Origin of the sequence: Bacillus sp. RIT 809 (genome assembly GCF_016892495.1) — a bacterium.
Classification (GTDB): Bacteria; Bacillota; Bacilli; order Bacillales; family Bacillaceae_G; genus Bacillus_A; species Bacillus_A cereus_U.
The window spans coordinates 240,085-256,278 of sequence record NZ_JAFEMR010000002.1 but is presented as its reverse complement, the minus strand read 5'-3'; the positions used below and the strand labels follow the sequence as shown (position 1 = coordinate 256,278).

Below are 16,194 nucleotides of genomic sequence, written 5' to 3'. Positions count from 1 at the left end.
AGTAATTACCTTTGGACAAACGTTTTTTAGAAGCGTTTGTTCTTTTTGTTTTGGTTCCTTTTTTGAATTAAGCCGCTTGATTATCAGACATGGTACAATTGTAAACGACACCCAATATATCAAAGACTGTTTTCTTCTCATATCGATGGGATTTCCGTCCATCATTTACCGCCTCAATTCTATCCGTTTTTGCACGTATATTCAAAACAAAATATATGACAAATAAATAACGACAGTTACTGTAATAATGCTGAAAAGTGTTGAAAATAAAACGATTTGTGCATGTAGTTCAGGCTCTATTTGATACTCCATAGCAATAATTGCTGTATTTCTTGAAGTAGGAAAAGAACTTGCAATAAATAATGATTGTGCAACAATACCATCAATGTTTAGTAGGTATATCATGGCAAGTGCTAATAATGGTCCCATCAATAATCTTCCAATTAAAGCCCATGTTATGACTCGATTGAAAAAATTAAGCTTAATGTTGGATAATTGCGCTCCTAGCAATATGAGTGCTATTGCAACAAAACTATTCGCAAGCTGATTAAGAGGTAGAAAGATAGAATTAGGTATTTGAATTGTAAAAGATTGAAAGAGAACCCCTAATATGAGTGCATGAAATACAGGCAGTCTTAGAAATGATTGAATAATACTTCCGATTGTTTTTGTTGCTGATAGTAAGTTATATATCCCATATGAATAAGTTAAAAGATTCTGGAAAATCACAATGAAAATCTGAATGGAAACCCCCACTGGATTGTGACTGAAAATCAATTGACTTACTGGTAATCCATAATTACCGGAATTCATTAACGAAATGCTATTTTTTAGAGCTGCACTTTCTCCTTTTTCTAACTTTAATGTTTTTGAAATGAAATGACTTACTATCATCACACTCAGACTGTAAAGTATTAACTAGTATATTATCTGGAGCAACAAACCTGTTTCTATACTAATATCATATATATTCACAAATACAGCCGCTGGCATCAAGCAATAAGTAATAAGTGTAGATAGCTGCTTTAAGTTAAATTGGAACTTTCTTTGTAAGATTGCACCAATTAGAATCAATATTAATATTGGTAATATCACGTCTAATATAATAAAAACAAACATTTAATACCCCATTCTAAATACATTATAGTTGGATTAAACTCTTTACTAAATATGGATACAGTTAATTCAAATATAGCCCCTGACGCTACCCAAAATACCATTTGAAAGCATTCGTATACAGGATTTTATCGGTAGCTTGTTCATCAAATAGCTGTTGAATCAATTTGATATCTCCATACTCAAAAGGTCTTTTTGCTCTTGTAGATGGTAAATCTGTTCCAAACATAAGTGCATCTGGGTTAACTTCATAAATCGACTTTAAGGCATTCTCAACATCTAATTCGACACGACCAAAACCAGTAGCTTTCACATGTACCCCTTTATCAACTAGTTTTAATAAATGTGGTAAACCTTCTTCTGATAACCCTAAATGGTCAATTGATATAGCTGGTAATTTTTCTATAGTGGATGCAATTTCGGGCAACTCTTTTGCATCCATATAAAGCTCACTATGCCATCCTACTAAATCATGAACTCTTCTAGCAAAGTAATCCAGCTTCGATAAATCTTCTGAACCACCTCTTTTAATATTAAAGCGTAATGCTTTTACCCCATTTTCATTTAAATTTAGTATTTCTTCATCCGTCACTGTAAAAGGTAATTGTGTTACACCACAAAATGTTGAACCCAACTGTTTTAGTGCCTTTAATAAATATTCTTGATCAAACCCTTGGAAAGAACCAGATACGATCGCTCCACCAATTACATTCAAATTAGGAGTTTCATTCTGATAATCTTCTACAACAAAGTTGGGTGGAAAATACCCTTGGTTCTCAATAATCGGAAAATTAAAATCAATAATATGAAAATGTGCATCAAAAATTCTCATTTCATTTCCCTCCCCTCTCTTTTCTTTAACATATCAAATATGACTCATAAAGAAAATTATGGATTATTTATACAAATTCATAATTTTATCTTATCGATCCAAACTTTATTCTTTATTTTAAGTGTACTTTTTCACAATATCCATTAGCCTTACGAAAAAATCTGGCCCTAAAAAATATGAAGTTTTTTCTTGTTATAAATACCGTCATATGTTTTTGGAATTTCAGAATATTTAAATGTACCAATATATTTTTATACAGATTAATAGATATCTTTTAGAAAGGAGCGACTATTTATCGATTCGTTAGCGATCAATAGTCATCGTTTAATTCAAAAGTTATTATTTTCGTTCTCGATATATTCCGAATGTTTTATGAGGATTTTTCGTTTGTTCATTTCAGTCTTATAACAATCGTACTGTTGCTTTTACTTTGGAAACTTTCAATAGACAAAAAACAGAGTTCTCGATTGTGGAATTAGATTTAAGTTCATACATTTATCTCTTAATATCTTTATCTGTAGGCAAAACAATTGCAGCTATTATATAAAGTAACACCGTAAATCCACTAGTAAAAACGGCTGATAATGCAGTGACTATGCGAAGGATACTTACATCAATTCCATACTTATCGCTTAAGCCACCTAATACACCTGATACTTGTTTATCTTGAGTGGACTTATATAATTTTTTCATCTAAACACCCCGATCCAATTAAGTATTTGTATGCTAAAAATTAGTTCTATCTTCGGAAGAGATTTAAACTTTCTTTAACTAACCCTTTAATTGAATAACATCTGATATCTATATTTTAACATAAAATTCCATAAAACTTCTGTTTTTCATTTTTAAACCACATTATTTTAGAATACAAGTGTTTGTTAAGTTAGCAATAAAAAACATATCGAAGCCTATTACTAAAAGAACCCTCCTAGATTACTTTAGGAGGGTTCTTTTTCTTTATTAATGATTCTTTAACATCACTAACAGCTTCTCTTGGCTATACATCCATACTGTAATGATTAAACAAGCAAGAGCGACTTCTGATAACGCCATAAATCCAATTGCATAATGACCTGTTAGTTGGAATAGTAACGTTAAAATTAATGGTGGGAAGAACCCTCCTAATCCACCTAAAGCTGACACAACCCCATTTACAATCCCTGCTTGCTCAGAGAAGTACATTGGAACAAGCTTAAAGATTGTACCATTTCCAATACCTGCACAGAATGCGACTAGTAAGCAACCAAACGTATACACGTTCATACTAGGCATGAATGATAAAACAATACCAGATAGTGTTAAGCCGATAAATACGAAGATTAATATTTTAAATGGATTAAACTTATCCCCGAGCCAGCCACCAATTGGGCGCATCATTGTTGCTAATACGATGAATCCAGCTGTCCGCATGCCTGCATCTACTTTCTCTAATCCGAAGTGAGATACTAAAAAGTTTGGTAAATATACTGTAAATGCAACAAATGATCCAAATGTTAAAAAGTAAAAGATACATAGAAACCAAAGTTTTTCATTTTTATATACACCTTTTATTTGTTCCATTAATGGTGTATTCACCTTTTTTTCCTTACGATCGCCTAATAAAAAGTTCATAAGTGCAAATGCTGCAAGTAAAACTAAATAACACTGTACTGTTGTTCTCCAGCCAACTGATGTCGCAATTACAGGTGCTAAAAATGAAGTAATTGCTGTTCCAGCATTACCCACACCGTAAATACCATTTACAAAACCGTGACTCTCTTTCGGGAAGTATTTCGGTAGAGAAGTTACTCCTACAGAGAATACAGCACCACCAATCCCTACAAATAATCCACCAATAATTAAATCCATCATAGAATTGGCAACACTAATGTAAAAGACAGGGAATAATAAAAGTATAAAACTAATAAAGAACAATTTTCTTGCTCCGTAACGATTTGTCCAATAACCAATTGGAATGCGAAGAATAGAACCTAAAATAACCGGTACTGCTGTGACCATAGAAATTTGTCCCGCAGTTAATGGAATATCCGCTTTAATATACGGCATTAATGATGATAAGATGACCCATACCATAAAACCGATAACTAGATTAGAAGTTTGTAAACTTAATTGAAAATTAGGACTTTTCATCCTGTTCCCTCCTATGTATGCATAGTTATATTAATTCCCTCCAGTCTAATCACGTACTAACATGATTAGACTGAAAAGAATCAACCACCACTTACTGGCGGAATCATCGCTACAACATCGCCAGTTTGAATGATGTCATCCTCATTTGCGTATTCTTCATTTACAGCGACCATAATCTGGTTTGAAATTGTTATGTTGTATTCTTTAACAAGAATATCTTTTAGCTCAGTAACAGTAATATTTCCATAATCTATTTGCAACGCTGGCTTATTTGCTTCTTCTTGCAAATTTGCAAATAATAATACTTCAATCATCTTCTCATCTCCCTTTCAGGCTCACCATTTGCATATGCTATTTTCTCTAACTGATCACCTATCCATGACTCACCATCTTCCCAAAACTCTTTCTTCCAAATCGGAACAATTTGTTTTATACGCTCCATAATATATTCGTTCGCCTCATAGGCTGCTTTCCGGTGTGGTGTTGAAACGGCGACAACAACAGCAAAATCAGAAATTTCCAATGTACCAATGCGATGTGTAATTGCTACATATGTCCCAGGCCACTTCTCTTCTACTTCATTACCAATTTTCTCAAGCTGTTTTTCCGCCATTGTTTTATATGCTACATACTCTAAATATAGCGTACGACGTCCTTTCGTAAATTCTCTGACGGTACCAATGAAAGTAGTAACCGCACCACACTCACACCGAATTACTTTGTTTGTAACTTCTTCAATTGAAATAGGTGTATCAATTACTTCATAATACGTATGTGTCATTTTGCACCTCTTACCTTTGTATAAGTTAGCAATCTATTTTTCTATTACTTATATGATCGAAGTGGTTCTTTCCACGGCCACTCACTTCCTATGTTCGATTCCAATAATAATACCGAAACAATTATTCCTGCTTCAAATCCTTTTGTTCCTCCCGGCAGGACGATAAATGCATTCGCCTCTGCAAGTGAAGAAATTGCACTAGATTTATCTAAACCAACTGGTGTAGCTTGCAATTTGCCATCTACAATTTCTACTCTCCCTCTTACAAAACGAGTAAATGGGTTTGCTTTTGGAAAGTCTTTCTGTAAAATTGCTTCTGCTCGATATATGTGCGGATCTTTTCTATGCAAATATGTTCCAATGACTGGCCGAACATATAATTCACATCCGACATAACAAGCTGAAGGATTACCAGATAGACCAAATAATAGTTTTCCTTCTAGCTCAGCTACAGTTGTCACACTTCCTGGTCGCATCGCTATTTTGTTGAAAAGTACATTAGCTCGTAATCTCTCATAAATAGCAGGTAAATAGTCATAGTCTCCTACCGAAACGCCACCAGTTGTAATTAAAATATCGACTTCTTTTATTGCTCTTTTTACGGTCTCATAACACGTCTCTAAATCGTCAGCAAATTGTCCATAATAGCGTACAATTCCACCTGCTCGCTCAATTTGAGCAGCAATCATATAGGAATTACTATTTCGAATCTTCCCCGGTTTAAGCTGTTCATGTACTTCTAAAAGTTCACTTCCTGTCGTTACAATTCCAATAACTGGCTGTTTTATAACATGTACTGAACTATAACCAAACGTAGCAAGAAGTGCTGCTACTCCAGGGTTAATAGAAGTCCCTTTTTTCACGAGTATGGCATTTTCTTTTACATCTTCCCCTTTAAAAGAAATGTTATCACTAGAGGCGAAAGGACGTTTTAATTTCATATAAGTCTTTTCATTTTCTTCAAATCCTTCCGTTAGCTCTAACATAACAACAGCATTACACCCCTCTGGAATTGCGGCTCCTGTCATAATACGGACAGCTTGAAATGTTTTCACTTCTTCTGTAAAAACAAAACCTGCTCCAATTTCACCAATCACTTCAAACTGAATAGGGTTACTGCTACTTGCTTCTTTTGTATCTTCCGCTCGAATTGCAAACCCGTCGTATGGAGAGCGATCAAAATGCGGGACATCATGATCTGCAATAACATCTTCTCCAAGCGTTCTACCGTAGCTGTCTATAAGAGAAACCTTTTCTATTTCACCTTGATGAGCATACTCCATTATGCGTGCAACTGCTTCTGCTACTGGAATTGGTTTACGTTTTTCTAGCATTCTTTTATCACCTCGTTTTGATAAGGATAAACTCTCTTTCTGTTCATCCTATATATTTTGCGTATAATCGTTTTGCCATTTTCATATCATTTGTCCCATGAATAAATGCCCTACCGTCTGTAAATAAAACAAAACGATATTCATCTACTAGAAACGATAGTAAATATGGATTTTTTTGACACTCACGCTTTTTTGTAAGCGATTTCGAACTTCTTCTAAATTAAGAACTCGCTTTATCCCTGGACGGATTTGAACTGTATTCCGCCCGCATAGCACTTCAGTTTTCATCTGTGATCCAAATGTTAAATTTGGGTAAGTGCGTACATTCCCACAAGATGGACATGTACTTTTCTTCTGCCTATTTACTTTTAATGAGAGATATTGATTGTTCCAAATATCAAATGATAACATCGTTCCCCTTAGCGCCTGAAAATCATTCACCAATATTTTCATCGCTTCTGTCACTTGGTGAGCAACGACCATTTGTACAGCCGGCTGAATGATTCCTGCTGTATCACATGTTGCACCGCCCATAGGATGATCCATTAGACAGCGAAAGCATGGTGTTTCCCCCGGAAGAATTGTATACGTTACACCGTAACTTCCAATGCATCCACCGTATATCCAAGGTATATTTTCTTTTTGCGAAATGTCATTTATAAGTAGGCGCGTATCGAAATTGTCAGTCGCATCTAATATAAGATCCACTTCTTTTGTTAACTCTTCTATTTCTTGCATTGTGACATCCGTTACAATTGGTACAATTTCTACTTCAGAATTAATCTTTCTTAAATGTTCTGCCGCTGCAATTGCTTTTGGTTTACACTGCTGTGCATCTTCTTCTATATATAACTGTTGCCGCTGTAAATTACTCCATTCGACGTAGTCACGGTCAGCAATTGTCAACTTCCCAATCCCCATCCTAACGAGCGCTTCCGCATTTGCAGCTCCTAGTGCACCCGCACCGATTAGGAGCACATGTTTTTTTCTTATTTTTCTTTGTCCCATTTCACCAATTCCAGAAAACAATACTTGCCTTGAATATCGCTCTTGCATAGGGAATCCTCCTTTCGCTATCCACCAATATAAGACATTTCAACTTTTGGACGTTTATTTGTACTTTCAGCCGTTCTTTCATCCGAATACCGATCTGTTCTGCACTCCCATGTATGTTGGAGAATTTTTAATAATGAAGCATCAGAAATATTTTCTCGAAGAAGCGTTCGCAAATCAGTTCCTTTCGTTCCAAATAAGCACGTAAAAAACTTACCGTCTGCCGATATACGAGCTCTCGTACAAGAGGAACAAAAAGATTCAGAAACAGAAGTAATAAATCCAACTTCTGCATCGCTCCCTACATATCGATACAATTTCGCAACTTCTCCAAAGTAACGAGGTTTAACAGGCTCAATCGGATATACACGATTAATTTTCTCTATTAATTGTTCCTTCGTAATAACTTGTTCAAAGTTCCATCCGTTCGTACTGCCCACATCCATAAATTCGATAAAACGAAGCTGAATTTCTTGTTCTTTAAAATAACGAGCCATAAGAAGAATTTGACTATCATTCATCCCTTTTTTTACGACCATATTTACTTTTACTTCTAATCCAGCTGCCTTTGCTGCTTCAATTCCTTTCAATACAGGTTTTGTACTTACATTTCGTCCATTAATTTTTCGGAAGACATGATCTTCTATCGCATCTAAACTAATGTTTACACGTTTTAATCCCGCTTCTTTTAATGCCCTTGCCTGTTTTGCTAAATGAATACCGTTTGTTGTGAGTCCAATATCCTTTAAGCCTTCTAGCTTTGCAAGCCTTGCAATTAACTTCGGTAAATCTTTACGCAATAAAGGTTCACCGCCAGTAAGTCTAATTTTATTGACTCCAATACTTATAAATAATCTAGCTAATCTTTCTATTTCATCGAATGTTAATAAAAACTCTTCCTGTAAAAAAGCATAATCAGGTCCGAACACTTCAGCTGGCATACAGTACGTGCACCTAAAATTACAACGATCAATAACTGAAATACGTAAATCTTGAAGTGGCCGCTCTAACGAATCCCTCATCTTCTCGTGCATCTATATCCCTTCTTTTCTACTGCAATCATTAGTAAGCTTTCAAATTTTTTATTTGCCTTCATTATAAAAAAGAAGCTACATATTCAATGTGACTTTTCTCACATTACTTTCCCCATTCAAAAATTCTTCACAAATCTGTTCGCATTTTGTTCACATCTTCAGTCCCTACTCCTTACGGTCATTGAAATTTTACAACAATTTTGAAATAGCTCTTGCATTTTCAGCATACTTACACTCAAAATAGGAAATGTATTGCTTATCCCGCATTAACGGGCAGTAAGACCCCCACCTCAAAATTCGGCTGGGACAAAGAAGTTAGGTGGGGGATCAACTGCCCTTAAAAGCCCGATTGGTTCAACTAATAATCAGTGGGGAATGAACAAAATCCCCCACTGATTAAAGTTTCACTTTATGAGAAGAAAGGTGATCGCTGTGGCAAACAGTATGACATTATCTCAAGATTTAAAGGAATTACTTGCATCTGTTGAATATAAAATGCAGATAAAAAAAGGAAGTTTTATTTTCCAAGAAGGTATGGAAGCAACAGATCTCTATATCATCCACTCAGGAAAAGTACAAATTAGTAAACTAAGTGCTGACGGGCAAGAATTAACACTCCGTATTTGTTCGCAATATGACATTATTGGAGAACTAACATTGTTCACGGACAATGCAAAGTATTTATTAAATTCAAAATGCCTTGAAGATGTTGAAGTAGGCGTTATAAAGCGTGAAGCCTTAGAAAAAGCATTACTCCAAAAACCCGCTCTTGTATTTGAATTTATGAAATGGATTAGTGAACATTTAAGAAGAATGCAAACGAAGTTCCGTGATTTAGTATTACACGGCAAAAAAGGTGCCCTATATTCTACTCTCATTCGAATGACAAATAGTTATGGTGTGTTAAAAGAAAATGGGATTCTCATCGATTTACCATTAACGAATCAAGAACTTGCAAACTTTTGTGCAACTTCGCGTGAAAGTGTAAATCGAATGTTAAATGATTTGAAAAAAAAAGGTACGATTTCTATTCATAAAGGAAAGATTACAATCCATGATTTACAATTTTTAAAATATGAAATTGCTTGTGAAGATTGTTCTGCCTCTGTTTGTAGCATAGAGTAGCATCGTATTTAGATGCTACTCTTTTTTCATATTAAGCTACTTATTAATTTTCACGTACACGGTCATCCCTCTATATAAACAAAGACGAGACCTTCCATATTAGGCCTCGCTTCATTTTAGCCGCTAGCTCTTATCCGTTTACAGGGGCATTATTTTTTCAATTCATTAGGAATACGTCTTCTGTAAATCACATAACTACGGCTTAAGTATTTAATTGGGGCACTAAATACATGGACAAGTCTAGTAAATGGCCATACTGCGAATAGACCCATACCTGCAATTATATGAATTTTAAACCATACTGGTACTTCTATCATATATTCAACTTTCGGTTGGAAAATAAAGAGACTTCGGAACCACGGACCGATTGTTGTACGATAATCAAATCCTTTTGAGTCGATATTTAAAAAGGTTGAAGAAAGTCCTGCTAGCATTACGATTAGTAATAAAATAAGCGCAATATAATCTCCCTTTGTACTCGTTGCAATGATGCGTTTTACTGTTACACGGCGGTACGTTAATATAATTAAACCGATGATAGAAGCAACACCTGCCGGAAGCCCGAAACTAATTGCTACTACATGATACATATGCTCAGAAATACCTATTGAACGGTATACAGACTCTGGAATTAAAATCCCCATAACATGACCACCAATGACGAACATGATCCCAAAGTGGAATAATAGACTTCCGATTCGGAGCATTTTCTTTTCTAATAGTTCACTAGATTTTGACGTCCATCCAAATTGATCATAGTTGTATCTGAAAATATGTCCACCGATAAAGATTGCAAAAATGATATAGGGAAACAATACCCATAGAAATTGATCCATCATTTTGACAACTCTCCTTTCTAATTTTCCTGTACACCCCATGTATTGATAGCGAGTAGAACAGCGGCGAGAATTGGTTCATACATACAGTTTGCTTCTTTTAATTGCCCGTGCAGCGCTTGTATATTTTCCGTGTATTTACTCATAATTGGCTCGCTATCTTTTTCATTCGCGTTTGCAAGAAACTCAAGTAGAAGCGGTAAATAATCAGGTAGTTCTTTATCTGTTACGTTAAAACCAGATTTTTGATAATGCTGTTTTAACTCTAATAATTCAATTCCACGCTCTCTTTGTTCACCTGTTTTCATGTAGGTAAGATACATATTTGTCTTCTTTCCAAAGTCGAATGTATAGACGTAAGAATCAATAAGTTGATTGTCTGTTTTATTTAGCGCTTCTTTTATAAATGTTGTAAGTGATGCTCTGATTTCTTCCTGTTCAATTTCTTGAATCTCTTCCTGTAATTCTAGTAAAGCTTCCCTCCAACCTAGTTCAGGATAGGAGAGAAGAAAAGAAGAACAAGAAAAAGCTGTTTGTAAACTTTGTTTCATAGTTTTCTGCCCCCTTTTTTTAAGAAATTGTCGTACAAGAGCCTGGCCCACCTGCGAAAGATAAACCACAACTTCCTTGCTCGCTATATAAATCTGCAACTTGTTCGCGGTGAGACGTCGGGATAACAAAGCGATCTTTATATTTCGCAATAGCAAGAAGACGATACATATCTTCTACATCTTCTTTCGTTAAACCGAGTTCTTTTAATACAGCTTCATTTGGTTCTTTATTAATTTGCAATGCTCTCATATGTGTTCGCATGACAGCCAATTTTTTCAATGTAAGACGAATATGTGATTCATCTCCTGCAGTGAGTAAATTCGCTAAATATTGAATTGGAATACGCATATTATCAATAGCAGGGAAAATCTCTTCTGCTTGCCAGTTACTACCTTTCCCCTCCACCATGTTCATAATTGGGCTAAGCGGCGGGATATACCAAACCATTGGCATTGTACGATACTCTGGATGAAGAGGTAGAGCGATTTTCCAATCGATAATCATTTTATAGATTGGTGACTGTTGTGCTGCTTTAATCCACTCTTCAGGAATGCCTTGTTTTTTCGCTTCAGCTGCTACTTCTGGATCATTTGGATCTAGGAAAACAGTAAGCTGAGATTCATATAAATCTTTTTCATTTTCAACAGAAGCCGCTTCTTTTACTTTGTCAGCGTCATATAGCATTACCCCAATATATCGAATACGTCCTACACATGTTTCAGAACAAATTGTTGGCATACCAGCTTCAATACGAGGGAAACACATTGTACATTTTTCAGCTTTATTTGTTTGCCAGTTAAAATATACTTTTTTATACGGACAAGACGATACACAAAATCTCCATGCACGACATGCATTTTGATCCACAAGAACAATCCCATCTTCTTCACGTTTATACATCGCACCCGATGGACAAGAAGAAACGCAAGATGGATTCATACAATGTTCGCAAATACGTGGTAAATACATCATAAAGACATTTTCAAAATCCGTTTTAATTCCTTCTTCCATTTTCTTGACGTTCGGATCTTGTAACCCTGTTATATGTCCGCCTGCTAAATCATCTTCCCAGTTTGGACCCCATTCAATTTTGTCGATAAATTCACCCGTAATTGCTGATTTCGGACGAGCAACTGGTTGATGCTTACGCTGCGGGCTATTTGTTAATGTTTCATAATCATAATTCCAAGGTTCAAAGTAATCATCAATTGTTGGTTGATCTGGATTGTGAAAAATATTCATAAGACGCTTCATTTTCGAACCGGATTTCAGCTGAATTTCACCATTTTTCAATTCCCAGCCGCCTTTGTATTTCTCCTGATTTTCCCATTGTTTCGGATAACCAATTCCAGGTTTCGTTTCTACGTTATTGAAGTACATATATTCAGCACCTGGACGATTCGTCCAGGTGTTTTTGCATGTTACGCTACAAGTATGGCAGCCGATGCATTTATCTAAGTTCATTACCATTCCGACTTGCGCTTTAATCTTCAAGCCAATCTACCTCCTTCAGTTTACGGATTACAACGTTTAAGTCACGCTGGTTCCCAGTCGGACCATAATAGTTAAATCCATAGCTTAATTGGCCATATCCACCAATCATATGTGTTGGTTTAACGTGAATACGGGTTGGACTATTATGTGTTCCCCCGCGGGTGCTTGTTAATTTCGTACCAGGCACGTTAATGTGACGATCTTGCGCATGGTGCATAAATGCCATTCCCCTCGGTATACGGTGCGTTACAACAGCACGTGCTACGACAACGCCGTTACGATTAAAGCATTCAATCCAATCATTATCGGCAACTCCAGCTTCATTCGCGTCATCTTTGTTCATCCAAACAGTTGGACCGCCTCTAAACAGCGTTAACATCGGCAATGAATCGAAGTACATACTATGAATCGACCACTTATTATGCGGTGTTAAATAGTTTAGTGTAATTTCCTTCCCTTCTACTTCAGGTCGTGATTTACGAAACGGTTTATGTTGCAGAATTGGTTTAAATGTTGCCATCGTTTCACCAAATTCTTTCATCATGTCGTGATCTAAGTAGAAAGATTGTCGACCGGTTATCGTTCTCCAAGGGATGAGACGCTCAACATTGGTTGTAAATGGTGAGTAACGTCGTCCACCTTTTTCAGAACCCGTAAAGGCCGGAGAAGTAATTACTGTTTTAGGCTGCGCTGTAATTTGTTCAAATGTGAAGCATTCTTCTTCACGTTCTTCTGCTAAATCACGTAGTTTTAAATCGGTTTGTTTTTCAAGTGCTTCCCATGCTTTTACAGCCATATGACCGTTTGTTGTAGAAGAAAGTGTTAATACCGCCTCTGCAGCATTGATTGCTTCTTTTATGTCTGGGCACCCTTTCGCAATAGAATCCGTTCGAATAACTCCTAATCGACTCTTTAATTGCTCATATTCTTTTTCTGCTGACCAAGAAATCCCTTTCGTACCAATCGGTTGTTTTCCGGTATTTGGTCCAAGCGCTGTCATTTTGTCATAAATCGTTTTATAATCCCTTTCGACAACATGAATTTGCGGCATTGTTTTACCTGGGATCGGTTCACACTCACCTTTGCTCCAATCTTTAATCTTGCCAAGTGGTTGCGCTAATTCTTGCGGTGTATCGTGAAGAAGTGGTGTTGCAACAACTTCTTTCATTGGCTCAAGATCAATTTTCTTCGCTAAATCCGACACAGCTTTAGAAAGAGCGGTGAAAATATCCCAGTCAGAGCGTGCTTCCCACGGTGAACCGATTGCTGGATTAAATGGATGTACAAATGGATGCATATCTGTACTACTTAAATCATGTTTTTCATACCAAGTTGAAGCAGGTAAGACGATATCAGAATAAAGCGCCGTTCCAGCCATACGGAAATCTAAATTAATGAGTAAATCTAACTTCCCTTCAGGTGCATCTTCATGCCACTTAATTTCTTCTGGTCGTAATGAATCACTATCGTCATTCATTAATCCGTTTGTTGTACCTAATAAATGTTTTAAGAAATATTCGTGACCTTTACCGGAACTTGAAATTAAGTTTGCACGCCATACGAATAAGTTACGCGGGAAGTTGTTTTTATTATCTGGATCTTCAATTGCAAATTTCAGTTCTTTTTCTTTTAATTTTTGTGCAACGTATTTTCCGATTTCTTCTTGCGTTGTTGCACCAGCAGCAACAGCTTCTTTATATAATTCAATTCCATTCTTCTCGAATGTTGGATACGAAGGTAGCCAGCCAAGTCGTGCCGCTAATACATTGTAATCACCGTGATGTTGATAACGTGAATTGCGCTCAATTGGTGATGCTAAATGTCCAACAGGTGTATCTTCATAGCGCCATTGATCTGTTACGAAATAGAAGAATGAAGTACCATTTTGTAATTTCGGTGGCCCTTGCCAATCTTTTGCCATCGCGATTGTTTGCCACCCTTCTGCTGGTCGCAGCTTTTCTTGACCAACATAATGTGCCCAACCACCCCCGTTGACACCTTGTGCCCCGACGAGAAGAACAAGATTTAAAACTGCACGATAAATCGTATCAGAGTTAAACCAATGATTAATACCAGCTCCGACAATAATCATCGAGCGACCATTCGTATCAACTGCATTTTGCGCGAACTCACGAGCAATTTGAATAATAAGCTCTCGTTTTACTCCAGTCATTTTCTCTTGCCATGCAGGTGTAAACGGTACATCATCATTGAAATCTTTCGGTTCTTGCCCGCCAAGACCTCGGTTCACACCGTAATTTGCTAACGTTAAATCGTATACAGTTGTAACGAACACTTCGCCTTCTTCTGTCATAACTTTTTTCACTGGAATTGTGCGTTCTAATATTGTATTTCCATCATCAGAGAAGTATGGGATTTGTACCGTCCCAACATTATCTTCCATTCCAAGTAAAGAAAGACGTGGATCAATCTTTTCACCTGTTTCTTCATCTTCTAAACGTAAGTTCCATTTCTTTTCGTTATCCCAACGTGATCCTATTGTGCCGTGAGGTGTTGCAAAATCATTCGTATTCTCGTTCCAAAGTACAGGTTTCCATTCCCCTAACTTCGTTTCGCGTCCAATATCAGAAGCATTTAAGAAACGATCAGCAACGAATTGATCTCCTTTTTCTTTCAATGTGACAAAGAAAGGAAAATCAGTATATTGCTTCGCATACTTTATGAAGTATTCCACTTGATTATCTACGTAAAATTCTTGTAAGATCACATGCCCCATTGCCATCGCAAGTGCACCATCTGTACCTTGTTTCACACTAATCCAATCATCAGCAAACTTTGTAGACTCGGCAAAGTCAGGACTTACAGAAACGACTTTCGTTCCTTTATATCGAACCTCTGCTAAAAAGTGAGCATCTGGTGTTCTCGTCATCGGTACATTTGAACCCCATGTCATAATGTAACCAGAGTTATACCAGTCACTACTTTCTGGTACATCAGTTTGATCACCCCAAATTTGCGGAGAAGCTGGTGGTAAATCTGCGTACCAATCATAGAAACTAAGCATTGGTCCACCCATAAGTTGCATAAAGCGGCTACCAGCTGCATGACTTAACATCGACATAGCTGGAATTGGTGAAAAACCAACATTTCGGTCTGGACCGTATTTAATTACTGTGTATAGTAATGAAGCAGAAACGAGTTGTAATACTTCATCCCAATTCGCACGAATGAATCCCCCTTTACCACGCGCCTGCTTATACGTACGTGCTTTTTCAGGGTTTTCCACAATGCTTTTCCAAGCGTCTAGTGGTGACTCGTTATTTTGTAGTTCCTCTTGCCACATACTCCATAGAACACCACGTACATACGGATATTTCACACGAAGCGGACTGTAAATGTACCAAGAAAAACTCGCTCCACGCGGACATCCTCGTGGTTCAAAATCAGGCATATCAGGACCTGTTGTTGGATAGTTAAGCTCTTGACCCTCCCATGTTACAATTCCATCTTTCACATAAATGTTCCAGCTACAAGAACCAGTACAGTTCACACCGTGTGTAGAACGGATTACTTTATCATGCTGCCAACGCTTTCTATACACATTTTCCCATTCACGATCTTCATATGTTTCTTGTGTATGATTATCGTTATAACGATCTATTGGTGAAAAATATTTTAAACGTCTCATTAGTGCTGAAGGTTTCTTCTTCATACTGTTCACTCCTTTAATACGTCTCTCTTACATACCCTTACTATAAGAGAGGTTGTAAAATACAGATGTGACATTTCGCACAGTTCAAGAGATTGTCAAAAATTCCGGAACAAATATAAAAAAGTGAAAATCTAATCATTGTGGAGGGTTCACATCCTTCACTGACTGTTAAATTACTTCCTTGCTTCTAGCAAAGTTTAAGATGAAGTACAGATTATAATGAGCGTGCAAAAA

At 36.6% G+C, this 16,194-nt stretch carries 12 protein-coding genes and 2 pseudogenes; 1 reads left to right on the top strand and 13 read right to left on the bottom strand.

Going from position 1 to position 16,194, the window contains the following annotated elements; all coding sequences use genetic code 11:
* Positions 1–201 precede the first annotated feature (201 nt).
* The 9 genes and pseudogenes from JTF23_RS03635 to moaA all read right to left on the bottom strand — a co-directional run bounded on the left by JTF23_RS03635 (position 202) and on the right by moaA (position 8,280).
* Positions 202–1,119: pseudogene (locus JTF23_RS03635) on the bottom strand (AEC family transporter).
* Positions 1,120–1,204: 85 nt separating this feature from the next.
* Positions 1,205–1,948, bottom strand: a complete 744-nt coding sequence (locus JTF23_RS03630) for an amidohydrolase family protein (protein ID WP_002085952.1) — start codon at positions 1,946–1,948, stop codon at positions 1,205–1,207.
* Positions 1,949–2,443: 495 nt separating this feature from the next.
* The gene (locus JTF23_RS03625; protein ID WP_002193043.1) at positions 2,444–2,641 is read right to left on the bottom strand and encodes a PspC domain-containing protein; all 198 of its coding nucleotides are present in this window, start codon (positions 2,639–2,641) and stop codon (positions 2,444–2,446) included.
* 267 nt (positions 2,642–2,908) lie between these two features.
* Positions 2,909–4,078, bottom strand: coding sequence for a nitrate transporter NarK (gene narK / locus JTF23_RS03620; protein ID WP_002031603.1), 1,170 nt, complete (start codon positions 4,076–4,078; stop codon positions 2,909–2,911).
* Between the two features lie 80 nt (positions 4,079–4,158).
* Positions 4,159–4,392, bottom strand: a complete 234-nt coding sequence (gene moaD / locus JTF23_RS03615) for a molybdopterin converting factor subunit 1 (RefSeq protein ID WP_204208131.1) — start codon at positions 4,390–4,392, stop codon at positions 4,159–4,161.
* Positions 4,389–4,859: a molybdenum cofactor biosynthesis protein MoaE gene (locus JTF23_RS03610; RefSeq protein WP_204208130.1), complete on the bottom strand. Its 471-nt coding sequence runs from the start codon at positions 4,857–4,859 to the stop codon at positions 4,389–4,391. The genes moaD and JTF23_RS03610 overlap by 4 nt, the downstream gene beginning before the upstream one ends.
* Positions 4,860–4,903: 44 nt before the next feature.
* Positions 4,904–6,193, bottom strand: coding sequence for a molybdopterin molybdotransferase MoeA (locus tag JTF23_RS03605; protein ID WP_002141461.1), 1,290 nt, complete (start codon positions 6,191–6,193; stop codon positions 4,904–4,906).
* Positions 6,194–6,236: 43 nt separating this feature from the next.
* Positions 6,237–7,249, bottom strand: a pseudogene (locus JTF23_RS03600) (molybdopterin-synthase adenylyltransferase MoeB).
* A gap of 17 nt (positions 7,250–7,266) precedes the next feature.
* Positions 7,267–8,280: a GTP 3',8-cyclase MoaA gene (moaA, locus tag JTF23_RS03595; RefSeq protein WP_204208129.1), complete on the bottom strand. Its 1,014-nt coding sequence runs from the start codon at positions 8,278–8,280 to the stop codon at positions 7,267–7,269.
* Between the two features lie 432 nt (positions 8,281–8,712).
* Here moaA and JTF23_RS03590 point away from each other — a divergent pair, with 432 nt between their 5' ends.
* Complete coding sequence (locus JTF23_RS03590; protein WP_204208128.1) at positions 8,713–9,405, top strand: Crp/Fnr family transcriptional regulator; 693 nt, start codon at positions 8,713–8,715, stop codon at positions 9,403–9,405.
* Between the two features lie 149 nt (positions 9,406–9,554).
* Here the strand turns inward: JTF23_RS03590 and narI are convergent, their stop codons facing one another.
* The 4 genes from narI to JTF23_RS03570 are packed head-to-tail and all read right to left on the bottom strand — an operon-like array spanning position 9,555 to position 15,960.
* Positions 9,555–10,244 (bottom strand): respiratory nitrate reductase subunit gamma, encoded by a 690-nt coding sequence (narI, locus tag JTF23_RS03585; RefSeq protein WP_204208127.1) that lies wholly within the window; start codon positions 10,242–10,244, stop codon positions 9,555–9,557.
* A gap of 17 nt (positions 10,245–10,261) precedes the next feature.
* On the bottom strand, positions 10,262–10,792 hold the full coding sequence (gene narJ / locus JTF23_RS03580) for a nitrate reductase molybdenum cofactor assembly chaperone (protein ID WP_098635331.1): 531 nt from the start codon (positions 10,790–10,792) through the stop codon (positions 10,262–10,264).
* A 19-nt stretch (positions 10,793–10,811) separates the two neighbouring features.
* The gene (gene narH, locus JTF23_RS03575; protein WP_002141456.1) at positions 10,812–12,287 is read right to left on the bottom strand and encodes a nitrate reductase subunit beta; all 1,476 of its coding nucleotides are present in this window, start codon (positions 12,285–12,287) and stop codon (positions 10,812–10,814) included.
* Complete coding sequence (locus JTF23_RS03570; protein WP_204208126.1) at positions 12,277–15,960, bottom strand: nitrate reductase subunit alpha; 3,684 nt, start codon at positions 15,958–15,960, stop codon at positions 12,277–12,279. The genes narH and JTF23_RS03570 overlap by 11 nt, the downstream gene beginning before the upstream one ends.
* Between the last annotated feature and the right edge of the window lie 234 nt (positions 15,961–16,194).